This is a genomic window from Paenibacillus sp. A3 (assembly GCF_001399685.1).
Lineage (GTDB): Bacteria > Bacillota > Bacilli > Paenibacillales > NBRC-103111 > Paenibacillus_G.
Genome location: NZ_JTHN01000024.1, coordinates 12,566 through 27,910 on the forward strand (window position 1 = coordinate 12,566; position 15,345 = coordinate 27,910).

Here is a 15,345-nt window from a genome sequence, read left to right on the forward strand (position 1 = left end):
ACGCTCGAAAATTGTCTTTTTGTGTATGATTGAATCTCATCTCTTAGGATAAAAGATCAACCCTGCAGAATACATAGTTCTTACGGCCTATTTTCATGGATTTTCATGTGAATTATGAAACATTTTATAGACTTGCTGGCCTTTCCAGTAAAAATATATTCCTCCCACCGTTACGACTGCCATCACAGAGAACAGCGGACCGCCTCCCCATTCCGACAAAAGCACGCCGCCCGCCAAAGGACCGAGAAAATGCCCGAGATTCGTAAACGACTGCGCGCCGAAGTACGTGCCCCGCATGCCCTCCGGCGCCAATCGGTCGATCAGCATGTTCGTTGCCGGAAAATTCAGCACTTCCCCGATGGTGAACAAAACCATGGAGATCATAAATCCGATCCAGCCGGCAGAGACCGCATAGCCGATATCCCCGAGCGCAAACATGAGACCGCCTACCGCAATGGCCGCCATCGGACCGCGGCTTTCGAACATTTTCGACAGCGGCACCTGCAGCAGGACGACCGTCACCGCATTGATCGTCATCAACAGTGCGAACAGAGTCGCCCCGTCGGCTACGCTTTGCTGCACGTATTGTGACAGAGTGGACATCATCTGCGAATAGCCGATCGCGCCGATGATTCCGCCTGCAATGTAATAACGGAACACGCGGTCGCTCGCGATGACCCGCCAAGCCGAACGGACCGTCACCCCGCTGCGGTGCTCGCCTTCGATCTGACGAATGCCGAACGCCTGCAGCAGCGCATAGAGCAAACCCGCGTAGGTCAAATAAACGAAGGCTGTAACCAGAAACGGCAGCCAGGCTTCAAACATGCCGAAGTAGGCGCCGAGCAGCGGTCCGACGGCTACGCCGACATTGATCGCCAGATAACGCAACGTGAAGACGTTAAGCCGCTTTTCTTTCACCGTCACGTCGGCCATCAGCGCTTGCGATACCGGCTCGTAGAGCGAACGGCAGAGCCCGTTCAGCATATTGAACAGCATGAAGAGCAGCGGCGATTTGGCAAGCGCAAAGCCGGCAAAGACGATCACCCAGCCGATCAAGGCAACCATCATGATGAACTTGCGTCCCAGACGGTCGGACAAAGCTCCGCCGACGAAGCCGCCCGCCATGCCGGCAAGCGAGCCGATGCCGATGATCGCGCCGATCGTGATCGGATGCAGCCCCGACTCCCGCGACAAATAAATGGCCAGAAACGGCATGCTCATGGACGAAGCGATCCGCGCCAGAGCGGTTCCTACAAGCAGCACATGCACGATCGGATGATACTCGCGTAAGAAATGAAGCAAACGAGACTTTACAGCTGCGAACATCGTACCGACCTTCTCTCCGTATATAACCCCCGGTATATTTAAACCTTCGGTAAAATTAGCCATGGAATGAAACCGGATTTCATTATACAGCAATTGGTCGAGCCTGCCCAGACATTCGGCAAAAAATTATGGCGTGACGGAAAAAGAGCCCGTCCGCCTGGACGAGCTCTTTCTGCACTGACGATTTTATTTTAACTCTTCGCCGACCTGGATGAGGTACATTTGCGTCGGGTTGCCGTTCACCTTCAGCTGGCCTCTGTCGTCGTAGCCGTCCACGCCGAAATCGTTGTCGTTTACAACGGCGATCGTCTGCTTGTCCACGACCGCGAGCCCTTCCAGCTTCTCGTGCGGATAGCCCAGCTTCGCCACGTCCACGATCAGTTCCTTGCCGGCCGGCACGATGCCTTTTTCCTTGATTTGCGCCAGCGTCAGCTTCTCCAGATTGTCGCTGTGCTCCGTCCCGAGCAGGTTGGTCGCCGCCGAGAAGTCCGCCCGGTAAATGCGCTTGATTTGCGCTTCCTTGCCGCTGTTTTTATCGCGCTCGTCCACCAGCAGCACATCGGTGCTCAAGGCGGACAAGTCGCTGATGACGACGTCCTTCTGCTTCACATTCGTGAACGAATCGGCGTTCTCCGCGATGTACAAATATTCGCCGACGACTTTTTTGGCGGCCAGATCCATCTTCAGGATGCGCATATTGCGGGACGCCTCGCCCGTCTTTTTGTCCGGAACCGCCATCGGGCTTTGGATCGAAGCGTACAAATATTTGCCGTCCGGCGAAATCGTGACGCCTTCGAAGCCGCGGTTCGGAATCCGCTTCGCGTACACCGCCGGCAAAATGTCATAGATCTCCGTTTGCGCGCCCGCGGCAACCAATTGCTCCTTCGCTCCCTGCGGCACGTACCGTCCGACAACCGTACCGTCGCGCTTCACCTGCAGCACGGAAGGACGGTACTCGTCCGACAGCCAGAACGTGTCGTCCACCGGGTTATAGGCGATGCCTTCGAGGTCCAGCCCGTCCGGATCGTAAGCCAGCTTCTTCGTGCCGCTGCCGTCGTACGGAACTTCGTCGCTGCCTTCCGCGTTCGGCAGACCGGTGAGCTCCGCCGTCTTGCTGAACTTGTCCGTTTTCCCTGCCGGCAAATGCAGCTTGATCGTTTCGAGCACTTCGATCGTTCCGCCAGCCGCTTTAATCTTGTAGATGCGCGGCACATACGCCTCGTTCGGGAACGTGCGCAGCTTGTCCTTGCCGAACTCGCCGTTCGGCCCGCGGTCGGCCAGCGTATAGAACACGTCGGCCGGGTCGCCCGGCAGATGGACCAGCCCCGAGAAGCCGCCTTCTTTCAGACTGCCGACTAGCGTCCCCGGATTTTTCCACTCGTGCACAGCGGCGACCTTCGGCATCTCCTTCAGCCGGATCGACTGCGTCCATTCGTTCCATTCCACCTGCTTGCCGAGCGCTTCTCCCAGCGCGCGCAGCGGGACATAGGTACTGCCGTCGATCAGGACGGGAGCCTTGTCCGTCTTCACTTCTTTACCGCCCGACCAGATACCGAACTTCGTGCCGATCGCTTCCATACCGCCTTCCGCGGCTGCTGCGGTTTGCGCTCCCATGAGCGTCATTGCGGCAAGCGACAGGACCAGCCATTTTCTCTTTTTCAACCAACGTTTCATCATGACGATACCCCTCCGGCGAATCATACTAGGTTCTTGGACTCACTTTTCCTAGCATAGTTCCCGATTGTTTTGACGATGTAAAGGGCATATGAAGATTTTGTTAAGATAAGAAAAACCTCCCGGCCGCAAGCTGCGTCAGGAGGTTCGTCCGTCATTTCTTCTTAATATACTTGCTCGCTTTCTCAATCGCTTCGTCTTCCGTTGCGCCGGTCACGTACCGGCCGTTAATATAAATGAAGGCAAACCGCGAGCACGGGCCGCAATAGGACTTGCAGCCGACCTTGATGTCGGCGTCAGGCGCCAGCTTCTGCAGCTTCGGCAGCGCGGTTTTCATTCTCATATGCTTGCATTTGTCGCAGACGCGAATATCGTTGGCCATGCGGAGTTATCCTTTCTGAGACACCCTAGCGGCGGATTAATGGTCGCCGTGGTTGCCTTTGCTCGGATTGGTGACCGCAAAGCCTTCCTCCGGCAAATAGAAGTAGTCGACGCGCACGCCGTCCAGCAGCGGCTCGTCCTTCTGCAAAATAACGTCGATTCCGCTGTCGGTAGTTACGACCACGTCATTCTCCGTAGGCGTGTCCATTCCGAGTCCGTAGTGCGCATGATCGCCGTGCTTGTGCGTTACATATACGCGAAGCTTCAATTCTTTGTTTTCCTCTTGTTCCATCTCAGCCAAAAGCACCTTGGCGGCATTGCGCGAAATTTTGCATTTCATGTTCAGGCACATCTCCCACTAATAAGCATTTTCCCCTTATTGTATATAAACCCGGGAACGAAAGCAACCTTCCGCTGCCGGTTCACAAATGCTGGTAAGAAGCCGCCCCTTTCTGATATGATTACAGGTATATGAACTCACGCACGAATGGAAAACGAGGAGACGAGATGTCATTGATCGTCCCCGTCACGGTCAAATACACGCTGATGCCCAAAGGCGAGGTTTTGCACCGAATGCTAAAAGAAATGAAGCTGTGGGCGGCCAAATGGTGCTGACCCGCTAAGAATCCGAGGTGACCCTATGATTTCTTTTTACCGCAAATATTACAAAACGATCTTCGACATCGCTTTGCTTGTGATTACCGTGTATCTGTTCATGTTCGTCTTCAGTTACCTGTATCGCATTGCGACCCCGATCTTCCTTGCTTTTATCGTTTACATGATTATTGAGCCGTTCGCGCGCTTCCTGCACCGCAGGGGCATCAAGAAGGCGATCGCGTCCGCGATTTCGACGATTATTTTCGTGCTCATCATCCTGGGGGCGATTACCGGCGCCGGGGTCATCTTCACGAGCCAGATCGTCAACCTGAAAGACAAGCTGCCCGAATACGCCGCGGTGCTGACACAGGAAATCGCCAAGCAGACGGACACTTTGCAAGACCGCTTCGGCACGCTGCCGACGGCCGAGATCGTGAATAAAGCGAAGGAGTATTCGGCGGAAATCGCGAAAAAAACGACCGAAATCGTCCGCTCGTTCCTGACCAGCACGTTTACGGTCCTTACGTCCTTTTCGACTTTCGTGGTGAACTTCGTCATTGCGATCATTCTTGCCTATTTTCTAAGCATCGAAATCGAATCCTGGAAGCGGATTGCGGAGGACAAGACGCCCAACACGTTCAAGAAAGCGTTCCACTTCCTCCGCGAAAACGTGCTGATCGGCATCGTCACCTATATCAAGGCGCAGGCCAAGCTGATCAGCGTGACGTTTGCCGTCATCTTCATCGCGCTGCTCGTCATGAATATCAAAAATGCGTTTTCCGTTGCGCTGCTGGCCGCCATCTTCGACGTGCTGCCGCTGCTCGGCGTCTCGACGCTGTTCATTCCGTGGATCATCTACCTGCTTGTCGTCGGCCAAACGACGCTGGCCATCTGGCTCGCCGTTCTGCTCGGGGTCGTGATCTCCGCAAGGCAAATCCTGGAGCCGAAAATTACGGGCGATTCGCTTGGGGTTTCCGCTTTTACGATGCTTTCCTTCATGATCGTGTCGCTGTCTCTGTTCGGCGTGGCCGGACTGATTTTGTCGCCGATTCTCATCATCCTGATCAAAGCGCTGTACGAGCAAGGCTATTTGAAAAAATGGATCCGCATGCCGGCGGAGGAGTACGAGCCGGAGCTTCCGAAGAGCAAATAACATCCTCTATAGAGGGAGAAAAGAGCTGCCCGCGGGCAGCTCCTTGTTGTATTGATTAGGTCTAGGTGGCGCCGTATTTGCGCTCCGCCCGGTCGGTGAACCAGTTCATGAGCAGCATCGTAACGGCGATATCGTCCAACGGAATCAATGGCAGCGCATCGGGCATAATCCAATACACGAGCGCAGGGACGAAGAACAGCAACTTTTCCCCTATCGGCACTTTGGGCGAGCGCAGCAGCGGGAGAATTCGGCGGAATACATGACCCCAATGCCGCAGTGACCACAATCGCTTCCACATGACGAATCGCCCCCTTTCTTGTACGAATGGCCTCTCTCTACAGTATACACCATCTTTCGGCAATCCTGAAACAATTCGACAAATCCCGACAATTTCAACCCGTTTACAGCTCTTCCCCCATCCAGCATAATGATAGAGTGACATTCCAACCTTTACCAAGGAGTGATACCATGTCCAAGAAAGTACTTGTACTGACAGGAGACGCAGTTGAAGTATTGGAGGTGTATTACCCGTACTACCGGCTGTTGGAGGAAGGGTATGAAGCGGTCATCGCCTCGCCTGTGAAGAAGACGCTTCACACCGTTGTGCACGATTTCGTCGAAGGTTGGGAGACCTATACGGAGAAGCTCGGTCACCGGCTTCCGTCTCATATCGCCTTTGCGGAAGTGGACCCGTCCGAATACGACGGGCTGATCATACCGGGCGGCCGGGCGCCGGAATACATCCGTTCCGATGCCAATGTCCCCCGCATCATCGCTCATTTTCTTGAAGCCAACAAGCCGGTCGGAGCCATATGTCATGCGGCTCAAGTGTTCGCCTCGCTTCCGGACTACGGCTATTTCAAGGGCCGCACCATGACCGCGTATACGGCTTGCCGGCCGGATATCGAGCGCCTCGGCGCCACCTATGGCCCGGACACGCTTCATGTGGACGGAAAGCTCGTCACCGGGCATGCCTGGCCGGATCTGCCGGGATTCATGCGCGAATTTTTGAAGCTTTTGAAGTAAAACGAAAAGGAGTGCTTCCGCCTCAGGTGTATCCTTTGCGGAAGCACTTGTTTATTTCATGACGCTGGAGCAGCCTCTACAGCTTCAACCCTTCCAGCATGATGCCGATCGCCTCGTCGTACATTTGTGGAAACTGTTCGATCGGAAGAGGGTTGATGCCGATTCCCGCTTCGATGGTGAAGCCCAAGCGGCCGAACTCCTGAATGAACCAATCCTTATAGCCGGCATCGCTGCCTGTCAGCTTGACGGCCCGATAGCCGCTCGCCTTCGCCAGCCGGCTTGCCGCTTCTTCGGCTTCCGGCGGTTCCTGCCCCCGGTAGTTCCAATAAATTTCCCTGCCCTGCGTATGAAACGCCATCACCAGGCGAAACGAATGCCCCTGGGTGAACGCCTCCATCGCCTGGGCTTCCGGCTCGGACAGCGGTGCAGGCCCCGCGTAGTCCCGCGGACCCGGACCGGCCACCTCCCGCCTATCGCGCTCCGCCTCCCAATGGGCCGGAAACTGGTCGTTCAGATCGACGCCGCGGATGTTCGCTTTCCAGCGGGAAAACTGCTGCAAATCGTAATTCCATCGGAGCAGTTCCTCATAATAAGGATGCTCCGGCGTAACCCCTTGCTGCACAAGCTCTACGCCATCCGGATTGACCATAGGCACGACCCACAGCGAGGTTTGCTCATACAGTGCGGTCATATCCCGGTTGCGCAGCGGCTTTCCCCCCGCATAGGCCGATGCATAATCCTCGATGAATTTCATCAGCAGCAGCGACGTAATCCATTCGTTCGCATGAAATGCCCCGTTATAATGCACTTCCCGCGGGCCGGTGCCGATGCGCACCGCCGGAATATCTTTTCCGAGCACGGATTGACCGATGACTGTCATTTCCAGGAAAGGATACGTATCCAGCAGCCGGTCCAAATCATCCACAAGCTCCGCATAATCGTACTCCACGTCCGTTTCGACAATCGTCAAGCCTTTGCTTACGGGAAGCACGATGGTTTGTCCGATCCGCAGACGACGCGGGTCCGCATCGGGGTTGGCCGACTGAAGCTCCGGTAACGAAATATTGAACCGCAGGGCCAGATCCCACAACGTGTCCCCCGCTTGAATGACATAGCGGCTCGTCGTTCTTACGGGAATGTGGACGACTTGGCCGGGATACAAATAGCTGTGCTCCATTAAATGCGGATTCGCCCCATAAAGCGCCGTCACGTTCATACCGTACCGTCGTGCGACCCGATGGAGCGTATCTCCGCGTCTGACGACGTAAGGAAATGTCATCCGACAGCCCTCCTCAGCTCACTGCCCGGACGCGAAGGCCCGGGGTTCGCTAATGCATATGCCGGAGAACTAAATAATATTCGGAACCTGCCAGACGACGGGCGTCACTCTGATTTGTTCGTTCAGCCATCCTTGCGCAATCATCTTGAACATCCACGGATCTCCGCTGCAAAAAAACTGATGAACCGGCAGCTTATTGGAGGTCGCCAGCATTCCCTTGTGATACAGGATCGTGCTGATTTCCCGCGCGGTCTCCTCCGCCGAGTTAATCAAAGTGACATTCGGTCCCATGACCGAAGCAATCGTGTCCGCAAGGAACGGGTAATGCGTGCATCCGAGAATCAGACAATCCATCGGGGTTTCCTTCAGCTCGCAGAGCGATTCCTCGACAACCCGCCGGGTTTGTTCACCGTGAAATACGCCCTTCTCGACCAAAGGCACGAACAAAGGACAAGCCCGGCTCACGACTTCAATGTGAGGTGAAATTTGACGCAGCGCGGTTTCGTAAGCATTGCTTTGGATCGTTCCGATCGTTCCGATAACGCCGATCTTCTGGTTGCGGGTCATTTTAATCGCTGCCCGGGCTCCGGGATGAATGACGCCGACCACGGGAACGGCCAATCTGGCGCGGATCTCCTCCAAGGCGACGGCCGTTGCCGTATTGCAGGCGATGACCACCATTTTGGGGTGAAACTGAAGCAAATAATCGACGATCTGATGCGTGAAGCGAGTAACCTCCTCGGCCGGCCTCGGTCCGTAAGGCGTCCGGGCGGTATCTCCGAAATAAACGATTTTCTCCTGCGGCAGTTGGCGCATGACCTCTTTGACCACCGTCAATCCGCCGACTCCTGAATCCAATATGGCTATCGCTTGCTGCACGGTTATTCGCTTCCTTTATGTTGGTCTGTTCACTTCTAGGTTTATGGTATGTAGGGCGAAAAGGAAAGGTGTCCGGTTCGGCTTGTTCCGCCGTTCGGATCATTTTATCTTAACAGACCCCGGCCAAAAATAAAACCCGCCCTGAGGCGGGTCGCGGCTCAAAACGGAGCGTGCCGGACGAAAACTACTTCGGAGGCTCGATATCGCTTAACAGCGCAAACTCGTAGCCCGCTTTTTTGACGGCTTTGATGATTTTATCCAGCGCCTGGATGTTTTCCGGCGAACCTTGGTGCATTAAAATAATGTTGCCGTCATGCAAATTGTTCATGATGTCGTTGTAGGGGTCCTCCGCCCCGTTCTTGCGGGGCTCCCAGTCGCGCATGGCCGTAGACCAGAAGACGGACGTGTACCCCATATCGGATACCATTTTCAATAAGTGCATATTATAGCGGCCGTACGGAAAACGAAAATATGGCTGGATGTCCTTCCCGGTCACATCTTTATAAAGCTTCTCGTAATCTTCGATTTCTTTGCGGATCTGCTCGTCGGTTTGCGTATTCATATCCGTATGCGTCATCGTATGGTTGGCGATCAGATGCCCGTCGGCCACAAGCGTCCGGATGAAATCGGGATTTTTCTTTACGTTGTAGCCCGCGATAAAGAAATTCGCCTTCACCTTGTTGTCCTTCAGCGACTTGACCAACGTATCGATATCTCCAAGCGGACCGCCGGTATCGATGGTCAAATATACTTTTTTCCCGGTCCCGACCCAGAGCGCCTTCATGTCTTTCGTGTAGTTTTTCGTCTCCGCCGGGAAATTCGGGACCTGGCCTTTGGGCTTCTTCATGTAATACCACGAGAGCGCCTTGCGGTCTCCGGTTCCTGCTGCCGGCGGTTCCTTCGTTTTGCCGCCCGTGACGGCTGCGGCCGGATTTTTCGGTCCGGATGCGCCTGCTTTGCCGTTATCGTTGACAGCTCCTGTCGCACCGGACGTCTGGCTTTGCTTGTCCGCAGGCTCGGACGTGTTCGGTTTGTCCTTCGTCGCTTTCGTTTCTTTCGTCTCTTTTGTTTCTTTAGCTTTTGCTTCTTTCGTCTCTTTCTCCGCTTTCGCGTCCTTGGCTGACTCCGAGTTGACGGAAGTCGCCGGCGGGGCCGGGACAACCGAAGAATCGCCCGACGAAGCGGATGGCTTCTTGGATTCGACCGGCTTCTTGGAATCGGTCTGCTTCGGTGTTTCGGCCGGTTTCGGCGACTCGGTCGGCGCGGGCGGCTCGGCGGCGCGCTCACTGCTGCAAGCTGCAAGCATGAGAGACAATGCCGCAGCAAGCATCCAAGTCGCCTTTGTCTTGTTGTTCATCGCTGTTCCCCATTTCGTTGGTCGTGGAGTCATTTGGTACGGTCGAAAATCATTTGATCGAACACGAATGATTGTTCGTATATATTTTACCAAACGGCGTAACATGTGGCAAACCGACGTAAATACCGCCGGTCCGTTCGTGCAAAAAAAGACCCCTGCGGCCTTAACCGCAGAGGTCTTTCGCTTTCGGTCATTCAACCTGCAAGCATTTGCATAAAGCCTGAGTACCTTCGGCTTACTTGATCGTAATTTTGTGCACCGCCGTATTTTGAGCCCCTTTATCGTCGGTGACGGTCAGCTGCACCGTATAAGTTCCAGCCGTGGTAAAACGGTGCTTCGCTTTGACGCCGGTGGCCGTTCCACCGTCGCCGAAACGCCATTCGTAACGGACGATTTTCCCATCCGCATCGCGGGACGCAGAGCCGTTAAACGTAACCTGCTGCTTCTTCTTCGCTGTATCCGGCGCCGAAATGGCTGCGACCGGCGGCACATTGGCCGGAGGCTGGGTGCCGGTTACGTACACTTTGCCAGGCGCTTCGAATTCCGCTTGGTTGCCCGCCCGATCCCAGACGCGGACAACGACGACTCCGCCGTTAAGTACTAAGGACGACGGTGTCTGATAAGTTCCCTCGTAGTGTCCCGGTCTCGTTTCCGTCAACGGAATCTCGTTTCGCGCCTTGCTGCTCAGCAGAAGCGGCAATTCGACGCGGAAAGAGGCATTCAGGCCGGGCGCGCTGTCGAAGGATACATGAAGCGGCTGTCCTGCAGTAAGACGAACATCGGCTGCAGGCGAAAGATTATTGATTTTCGGCAAGGACAGATCGACGTACACGGCACGGGTGACCGTCGTTTCATTGTCAGCAAGGTCTTTAGCCGTTACCGTCACAAGGTTCTGGCCTGGATTGATCAAAATACGATGAGCGAAAGCGCCGTCGTTGCCAATCTCGGCCCGCTGCCCGTTCACCGTCAGCGTGCTGAGGAACTGGTCGGTCGCCGTCCCCGTAACGTGAAGCACCTCACTATTGGTTCTTGCTCCCTCTACCGGAGAGAGAACGGCCAATTCCGGCTGTGTCTGGTCCAGCGTGACGGTGACGGGTTCCGAACGGTCCGTCGCCTTGCCGCCTACGACCGCTTCGGCGCTCAGCAGGTTTGCCCCGGGCTTAAGCTGGGCGGTCAAGCTGAACTGTCCGTTCTGTACGATGGCGGCTCCGGCCGCTTCCGTTCCGTTATACAACCGGATGGTCGCTCCGTCCGCCGGAGAAGTTCCTGTGACGGCTACGGTCGGCTGCTTCGTGTAGAAATCATCGGCAGGCGCCGTAATGACAGGAGCGTTCACCGGATAGCGAACGACCGCGCGGATCATATAGTTCCCCTCTTCTTTGGGAGAAGCGCTCCACGCGCCGCCGACACGCTGCCAGCTGCGCAATGCATTTTGACCGCTCTCGTCGGTTGCAAGTCCGGGCGTATTCGGATTGGCCAACGTCTGGATATAGACGACATAGAAGTCGCCCTGCACGGTGACGGGCTCAGCCAATTCCAGCGTCGTCCATTGATTGTTGCGAAGCGCGGTGCCATCGAACGGACCCGCAAGCTGACGTCCGGGTGCCCCACCGGCGCCGGAAGCGTCATAAATGGCGTATTGGAACGCCGTCCCGCCCGGCTGCGGCCATTCCGTGTTCCAGAAGCGGAGCGATACGCCCGTCACTTGCGCGGACCCGGACTCCGGCGTCATCCGGACGGCCCAGGCATTGTTGGCCGCATTGAAAGCTCTGGCATTCTCGGGCGTGCCATCGTCGTAAGCAATTTCACCGGGGAAGCCGATAAACGGTTTCAGAGTGACCGGAAGCTCCACGGTGCCATTCGGAGTAACGGTTACTTTGGCCGTTTTGCCATAGTAATCTTTTGCCGAAACGGAAAGCGTATAGCTGCCTTCCATCACATCCAGATTAAAACCGCCGTAGACATTCGTCGTCACAGGGGCGACTCGGGGGTCTTCCTGAAGAACCACGACCGCGCCCGCAATCGGCTGACCGGTACGTTCATCCTTCACGGTGCCGTTAATTAGGCCGTGAGGAATGGCTTCCAGATTAAAGTTGGCTTTGACGTCGGTCCCATCGGTAACTGTGACAGACTGGGTCCGCGGATAGTACCCGTAAGCTTCCGCCTTCAGCGTGAAATTGCCGGCCACATGAGTCAAGCTGTAGCGTCCCGTGGCAGAATCCGTTTTGACGGAACGGCCGGTCTCAAGCACGGTGACGGTTGCGCTTGCAGGCAAGCTCGCCGTTCCTATGCTGTCGTTGTTCACCGCAGGCTTGAACTCGCTCTTCTCGGTTCTTGAGATCTTGTACAGCGGATTGTCATAAACCGGCTTCGGCTTTTGCAGTGCACGGCGGTAGTCACATTCAGTACTTGGAAGTTGTCAATGTACCATCCGGCTTTCGATACGGTATTGTCGCTCTTCAGTCTGAAGCGGATTTGGACCTCTTTCCCGGTGTACTTGTCCAGATTGTAGTAGACGGGGCTCCACTGCTTTCCGCTCGTGTTATGCGAGAATTTGCCCAGCTCGGACCACGTGTCTCCCCCGTTTGTGGATATTTCCACATAGCCGTAGTCGTAGCCGCTTTCGATTTCAAACCAATGCTGGAACGCCAGCGTTGCATTCGTCACATTCGTCAGGTTGATGCTCGGAGAAACGAGCGAGGCATCGGCGCCGTTCTCGTAAGTTCCGTCCAGATCCGTTCCCCATACGTTAGGCTTGGATACGGCTTCGGCCGGTCCGGGAGCTGTAGGCACTCCCCGTTCCCATTCGTCCTTGGCTCCACTGTGGGTCCATCCGTTATCCGTATTCGAATCAAAAGAATCGCTGAACAGGATAGCGGGACGGCGAACGGTCAGCGAGGCTTCGTTCGACTTGACGCTTTCGTTGCCGCTGTAATCTTGAGCGGTCACGGCATAATAGTAGGTGGTATTCTCCACCGTATTCGTATCGGTATACGTTGCCGATGTTACCGTGCCGATGGCTTCATAGCCTGTGCCGGAACGCGTGGAACGGTACACCTTGTACTGCTTCAGGTCTTCATCGGCTGGCGGAGTCCAATTTAGCGTGACATTGCCGACAGGGTCCGCCGAAGCGCTCAAGCTGCCAGGAGCTGCCGGGGCGGTTTGATCCGGCGGCTGGATAGAAAGATCGTCGATATACCATCCCGCCTTCTGCATCGAAGCGTCGCTGGTCAGATTAAACATCAAGGAAATCTCTTGACCCGCGTACGGCTTCAAGTCCACATACTGCGTTTTCCAGCCCCCGCTGCTTCCCGTGAAGGTCAACAGCGGCACGAAGGCATCGTCGCTGGTCTTGGAGGCGATGTACACTTTGCCGAAGTCGATATTATTTTCCAGGTCGTACCAATGCTTGAAGGAGAGCACCGCTCCTTCCGGGCTTGCCGTCAGATCGATCGGCGGGGCAAGCAAATAGGAGTTGGCGCTGGCCGGATAAGTACCGGTCAGATTCGTGGCAACCACCTTTTGCCCGGAATAGGCGCTCCCCGGACCGCTGCTCGGAACTCCCCAAGCCCAAGCGCCCCCTTCGCCTCCGGTGGTAAAGCCCATATTGTCTTTCTCGAAATCCTGGAAATAGCCGGGCTTAACGCCGCTGGATACCGGAATCTTGTACACGCTGCTGTTAAAGCCGTTGTTGCCGTAATCGTTCACGCGGATATAATATTCCAGCCCTTTCGTATCGAGCAGAAACGCAGGAATCGTCGCTTCATAGATACCGTCCTTGCTATCGCCCGACTTGCGCTCCATCGGAATGTACGTGTAATGATCCGTTCCTGCAACTCTGGCAAACAATTCGACGGCGTTCACCGCTACATTATCTTTCACGCGGGCGGACACACGGGCATCCAGCCCCTTGAAAACGAGGGTTAACGGCGTATGCTCCAATACGGGAGCATCGTCATCGTCCCCGGCGGTTACGACCTTGCCGGATACCGTACCGACTCCCTCCAGGACGGACCCGACCGCATCAAGCGCGTTGACGATACCGTGACCGTATCCGTTGTTCGGGGTGACAGGATATTGGCTGTCCGTTCGCTTGGTCGCCGTATCCATAAGGATTTGCTCGAGTTGATCTACCGTCAAGGAATGATTGGCTTGCAGCAGAAGCCCGGCAATCGCGGTCGTATGCGGGCCGGCCATCGAGGTACCGTTCCAGCCGCCCTCATATTTTCCGCCCGGAACGGAAGAACGGATGTTGACCCCGGGTGCCGAAACCTCCGGTTTAATCTCGCCGTAAGGAGAAGGACCGAGGAGCGAGAAATCGGCCAAGTTCTTGTTGATGTCGGTCGCACCGGTGGCGAACGCTTCGGGATAGTTGGCCGGATTGGCTACGGAGCCAGGCCCGCCGGGATTCGTAGCCCGCTTGTTCCCCGCCGAAAATTCAGGGAAAATTTGCGCGTCCCGCCAAGCTTGAACCATGGGCCGGAACCATTCGTCGAGTCCCGCGCCGCCGCTCCAGGAGTTGTTCACAACATCCGGCGCCAGCTCGGGGTGAAGATTGCCCTGCGCATCCTTGGGAGCAAGCAGCCACTGGGCACCGTCAAGAATAATGGCGTCGGTCGTGCTCGGGTTGAAGATCCGCACCGCGATCCATTTGGCCCCGGGGGCTACGCCGATTTGGTTCGTGCCGTTCGCCTCCGAACCGACCATCGTTCCCATCGTATGGGTACCATGGCCGTCTCCGTCAGCGGGCAGCGGCGATCGGCTGTGGGGGTCGTACCAGCTGAGCTCCGGATTCACGACGTTCCCGGATGCATCCAGTCCCCGCCACTTGCGCTGCAGCGCGGGATGCGTGTACTCCACGCCCGAATCCAGGTTGGCCACAACGATGCCGGTGCCATCGATGCCCTTGGCCCAAACCTCGGGAGCGTTGACCTGTGAGATGTTCCACTCCACATTGTCCGGTTTGATCGCATCCGTTTTCACATTGTCCTGTTTGACTGCATCCGTTTTGGCCTCGGCCTCTTTGTCGATTTCCACTTTATCCAGAAACCGCTCTTCATTCGGCAAAATTTTGTCGACTTCCGGGAGCTGGGCGATATTCTCCATAACGGATTTGCTGCTCGTTACCGCCATCGCGTTGACAATAAAGAAGCTCTTGTAATCTTTAACTCCCCCCTGCTCAAGTTCTTTCTTGAGATAATGTTCCAATGATTGCTGCGAGCGGGAAGCCGTTTCGCGGAGCGTGCTGACAACGGAGCTCCGTCTGGCGAGCTTGATTGCGGCCGGTGTGGCCTTTTCGAGAGTGAGTTTTTGCAGGGCATTTTTGGAAGCGGCTGTCGTATCCGCCTGCTCTTTCATTTTAACGAGGTAAGTGACGTATTCGTCATCGGCAAACTGCTGGCTGAGCTTGGAAGAAACTTTATCGGTGACGATGTGGGGAGAGCTGGATTTGAGATCGGTCTTTTGAGAGACGCTTGTGTTATCGGCACTGGCCGGATAACTGAAGGTTAGCGAGAGGAGAATGGCCATCCCCAGGGAAAGATGCTTGCTTAACTTTTTATGCTTCAACAATATTCATCCGCTCCTTTGACTTGGTTTCAGCAAATTCGTGGCGTCCTCCAGAGAGAACATCTGCGGATCTGGTTGCTTTCAAGTCATGCCTTACCGGAATGA

Annotated in this window: 10 protein-coding genes and 2 pseudogenes; 3 read left to right on the forward strand and 9 right to left on the reverse strand. The window is 55.6% G+C overall.

Translation table 11 applies throughout. From position 1 onward, the window contains the following. Positions 1 to 93: 93 nt before the first annotated feature. The 4 genes from QJ48_RS03015 to QJ48_RS03030 all read right to left on the reverse strand — a co-directional run bounded on the left by QJ48_RS03015 (position 94) and on the right by QJ48_RS03030 (position 3,721). On the reverse strand, positions 94 to 1,326 hold the full coding sequence (locus QJ48_RS03015; RefSeq protein ID WP_054972181.1) for an MFS transporter: 1,233 nt from the start codon (positions 1,324 to 1,326) through the stop codon (positions 94 to 96). 186 nt (positions 1,327 to 1,512) lie between these two features. Then, positions 1,513 to 3,003: an esterase-like activity of phytase family protein gene (locus QJ48_RS03020; protein WP_237762789.1), complete on the reverse strand. Its 1,491-nt coding sequence runs from the start codon at positions 3,001 to 3,003 to the stop codon at positions 1,513 to 1,515. Positions 3,004 to 3,154: 151 nt separating this feature from the next. Beyond that, a complete protein-coding gene (locus QJ48_RS03025) occupies positions 3,155 to 3,382 on the reverse strand; it encodes a DUF1450 domain-containing protein (protein ID WP_025851711.1) in 228 nt (75 codons plus the stop codon). A 36-nt stretch (positions 3,383 to 3,418) separates the two neighbouring features. Then, a complete protein-coding gene (locus tag QJ48_RS03030) occupies positions 3,419 to 3,721 on the reverse strand; it encodes a heme biosynthesis protein HemY (protein ID WP_010491539.1) in 303 nt (100 codons plus the stop codon). A gap of 179 nt (positions 3,722 to 3,900) precedes the next feature. Between QJ48_RS03030 and QJ48_RS35515 the strand changes: the two are divergent. Both QJ48_RS35515 and ytvI read left to right on the forward strand, forming a co-directional pair. After that, a pseudogene (locus QJ48_RS35515) lies at positions 3,901 to 3,996 on the forward strand (winged helix-turn-helix transcriptional regulator); the annotation flags it as partial. Positions 3,997 to 4,021: 25 nt separating this feature from the next. Further along, entirely contained in the window at positions 4,022 to 5,131 is a 1,110-nt protein-coding gene (gene ytvI, locus QJ48_RS03035; RefSeq protein ID WP_054972182.1) for a sporulation integral membrane protein YtvI, read from the forward strand. Positions 5,132 to 5,192: 61 nt separating this feature from the next. On the opposite strand, the gene QJ48_RS03040 is transcribed toward ytvI, so the two are convergent. After that, positions 5,193 to 5,429: a hypothetical protein gene (locus QJ48_RS03040; RefSeq protein ID WP_054972183.1), complete on the reverse strand. Its 237-nt coding sequence runs from the start codon at positions 5,427 to 5,429 to the stop codon at positions 5,193 to 5,195. A 170-nt stretch (positions 5,430 to 5,599) separates the two neighbouring features. Between QJ48_RS03040 and QJ48_RS03045 the strand changes: the two genes are divergently transcribed. After that, the gene (locus QJ48_RS03045; RefSeq protein WP_054972184.1) at positions 5,600 to 6,157 is read left to right on the forward strand and encodes a DJ-1/PfpI family protein; all 558 of its coding nucleotides are present in this window, start codon (positions 5,600 to 5,602) and stop codon (positions 6,155 to 6,157) included. 76 nt (positions 6,158 to 6,233) lie between these two features. Here QJ48_RS03045 and QJ48_RS03050 read toward each other — a convergent pair whose 3' ends face one another. The 4 genes and pseudogenes from QJ48_RS03050 to QJ48_RS03065 all read right to left on the reverse strand — a co-directional run bounded on the left by QJ48_RS03050 (position 6,234) and on the right by QJ48_RS03065 (position 15,243). Further along, positions 6,234 to 7,436, reverse strand: a complete 1,203-nt coding sequence (locus QJ48_RS03050; protein WP_054972185.1) for a M14 family metallopeptidase — start codon at positions 7,434 to 7,436, stop codon at positions 6,234 to 6,236. A 69-nt stretch (positions 7,437 to 7,505) separates the two neighbouring features. Beyond that, positions 7,506 to 8,315 carry a glutamate racemase gene (gene racE, locus QJ48_RS03055; protein WP_054972186.1) on the reverse strand — a complete coding sequence of 270 codons (810 nt, stop codon included), beginning with the start codon at positions 8,313 to 8,315 and terminating at the stop codon, positions 7,506 to 7,508. Between the two features lie 184 nt (positions 8,316 to 8,499). Continuing rightward, positions 8,500 to 9,672, reverse strand: a complete 1,173-nt coding sequence (locus QJ48_RS03060) for a polysaccharide deacetylase family protein (protein ID WP_054972187.1) — start codon at positions 9,670 to 9,672, stop codon at positions 8,500 to 8,502. 235 nt (positions 9,673 to 9,907) lie between these two features. Further along, a pseudogene (locus QJ48_RS03065) lies at positions 9,908 to 15,243 on the reverse strand (S8 family serine peptidase). Positions 15,244 to 15,345 lie beyond the last annotated feature (102 nt).